Annotated in this window: 2 protein-coding genes; both read right to left on the bottom strand. The window is 73.0% G+C overall.

Translation table 11 applies throughout. The features are described from left to right. Positions 1–1417: cellulose synthase catalytic subunit (locus AB0O00_RS35090; RefSeq protein WP_363658761.1), on the bottom strand; the 1417-nt coding region annotated here is incomplete at its 3' end. Positions 1418–1583: 166 nt separating this feature from the next. Beyond that, positions 1584–2126 (bottom strand): GNAT family N-acetyltransferase, encoded by a 543-nt coding sequence (locus AB0O00_RS35085; RefSeq protein ID WP_363658760.1) that lies wholly within the window; start codon positions 2124–2126, stop codon positions 1584–1586. Positions 2127–2628 lie beyond the last annotated feature (502 nt).

Below are 2628 nucleotides of genomic sequence, written 5' to 3'. Positions count from 1 at the left end.
GGGCGACGGTGCGGGCGAGCGAGCCGCCGCGCGACACGGCGCCGGTGGGCACCCAGTCGGCGCTGCGGCGGCGCAACGCGTGCGCGATGGCGACGACGTGGCAGAGCCCGCCGAGGAGTTGGACGCGGGTGACCTCGAAGCGCCAGCGCGTGCGGGACATCGCGGGCAGCAGGACGAGCGCGACCCAGATCGGCGGCAGGAACGGCAGGACCTGCCAGGGTTCGATGGCGTCCGGGGCGAAGAACAGCATGATCAGCGCCGGGAGCGGCACGGCGAAGACGTTCACCGCGCTGGTCAGGTAGCCGAGGTTGCCGTTCCAGAAGCAGAGCCGGGCGGAGCGGGGCAGCGGTCCCCGGCGGAAGTCCGGGTCGCGGACGAGGGCGAGGGAGCCGAGGCACCAGCGGTACTGCTGGCTGATGAAGGCGGGCAGGCCGGTGGGCGACATGCCCTTGGCGACCAGCGCGGGCACGTACCGGGTGGTCCACCCGGCGCGGGCGAGCGCGAGACCGGTGTAGAGGTCCTCGCTGTGGTCGGTCTGCGCGAAGCCGCCGACGCGCATCAGTGCGGCGCGGCGGTAGAGGGCGTTGGTGCCGCAGCAGACGGTGCCGTCCTGCGCGTCCCGGGAGGGCTGGATCCAGCGGTAGAAGATCTCCTGGGTGGCTCCGGCGGCGCGTTCGAGCCAGGACATGTCGGCGTCCGTGTCGAAGCACTGCGGGCTCTGCACGATGCCGACCTCGGGGGTGTCGAGGTAGGGCACCAGGTGGTGCAGGAAGTCGGGGCGCGGGCAGAAGTCGGCGTCGAGGACGGCGACGATCTCGCCGTCGCCCTCGGCGAGGCCGTGGTTGAGGTTGCCGGCCTTCTTGAACCGGCCGCGGTCGGGCCGGGCGAGGTAGCGGAAGCCGTAGGACTCGGCGAGTTCGCGCACCTCGGGGCGGGCGGCGTCGTCGAGGACGAGGACGGTGAGTGTGCCGGGCCACTGCACGGCGGCGGTGTGCCGGTAGGCGTTGTCGAGGACGGCGAGCGGCTCGCCGGCGGTGGGCAGCAGCAGGTCGACGCCGGGGTGCTCGGCCGGCCGCCAGGCGCGCATCAGCAGGTCGTGCGAGTCGCGGGTGTAGCGGCGGGCGCGCTGGCCGTCGGCGAGGGAGAGCAGCCAGGTGGCCGCGTTGAGGACGGTGAGGAGCAGGAAGGGCCAGAGCAGCGGCCGGCTGAGGGCGAACAGGCCGAGGGTGGCGGTGGCGCCCGCGTAGGAGAGCGTGGCGCAGAGCGGCACCCAGCGGCGCTGCGGGCCGAAGTACCAGTAGAGCTCGTCGTCGCCGGGCGGTGCGGGCAGTCGGGGGTGGTCGAGCCGGTCAGGGTCGGGTGTCCGGCGCGGGCCGGTGTCGGGTGCGGGCATGGCGGTGCCATGGAGTACGGGCATGCGGAATTGGCCCCCTGGGAGTGGGACGGAACGTTGGCCGTTCGGGCCCCAGGGTCTCACATTGGCCTAGACCAATCATGAACGAGGTATGACATCTCCGCATCGGTGCCGGTCAGGACTTTGACGGCGCATCACCTACCCATGACATGCCCCATCACCCGCCCCATCACCCCGCGAGCTCCTTCGTCAGCGTCTCGAAGCGCAGGTCCGCGCGGCGCGGGATGCCGACGCGCTCGTCGCCGTACGGGAACGGGGTGTAGACGCCCGTCCGGCGGTAGCCGCGGCGCTCGTACCAGGCGATGAGGTCGGCGCGCTGCTCGATCACCTTCATCTCCAGCACGCTCACGCCCCACTCCTCCGCCGCGAGCCGCTCCGCCTCGGCCAGCACCGTCCGGCCGAGGCCGCCGCCCTGGAGGCCGGGGCGCACCGAGAACATGCCGAAGTAGGCGTGGCCGGCGTGGCGTTGCAGCTGGCAGCAGGCGAGCAGTTCGCCGTCCCGCTCGGCGACCAGGACGACGCCGTCGGGGTGGCCGACCGCCTCGGCGACCGCCGCATCGTCGGTGCGCGGCCCGTCCAGCAGGTCGGCCTCGCTGGTCCAGCCGGTCCGGCTGGATTCGCCGCGGTAGGCGGACTCGACGAGGGCGACGAGCGCGGGCACGTCGGCGGCGGTCGCCGGGCGGAAGACGAGCTGGTGGTCGACCTCGGTCATGAAAGGGTCCTTTCCTCACGCATATCGCGATTGTCCGCCGTGGGCGGTCCGCCAGGCATCGTGCCACAGACTTCCGCCGGCCCCGGATGCCGGGACCGCCGGTGACGGACGAACGTGACTTTCGGCCTCGGACGACGGGACCTTCGACCGGACGGACGGGGCCTCCGACCACTGGTTTCCACCGCTGGGGCGCGCGGTGTCGGACCGCCACACGTGACGGCGGTTCAGGTTGTGGCCCTGGATACCTGGTCTTCCTGGCGGGTACATGGCTAATCTGCTCCCGGCCGGGCCAACTCCCCGCCGCACGGGGACCCTTGGGCCGGCACGTACCGAAGCAACCGCCGAGCACCGGACCAGAGGAGTGTTCATGCACAGCACTTCCCGCTCCGCCCGCCCCACCGGTACCGCCAGACCCACCCCCACCCGCCGCCGCACCGCCCTGGCCGCGCTCGCCGCGACCGTCGCGCTGGTCGCGGGTGCCGCCGCCCCGGCGTACGCGGAC

The sequence above is a fragment of the Kitasatospora sp. NPDC093558 genome (assembly GCF_040683475.1).
GTDB lineage: Bacteria > Actinomycetota > Actinomycetes > Streptomycetales > Streptomycetaceae > Kitasatospora.
The sequence above is the reverse complement of the archived record's forward strand: the minus strand, read 5'-3'. Positions and strand labels throughout refer to the sequence as shown.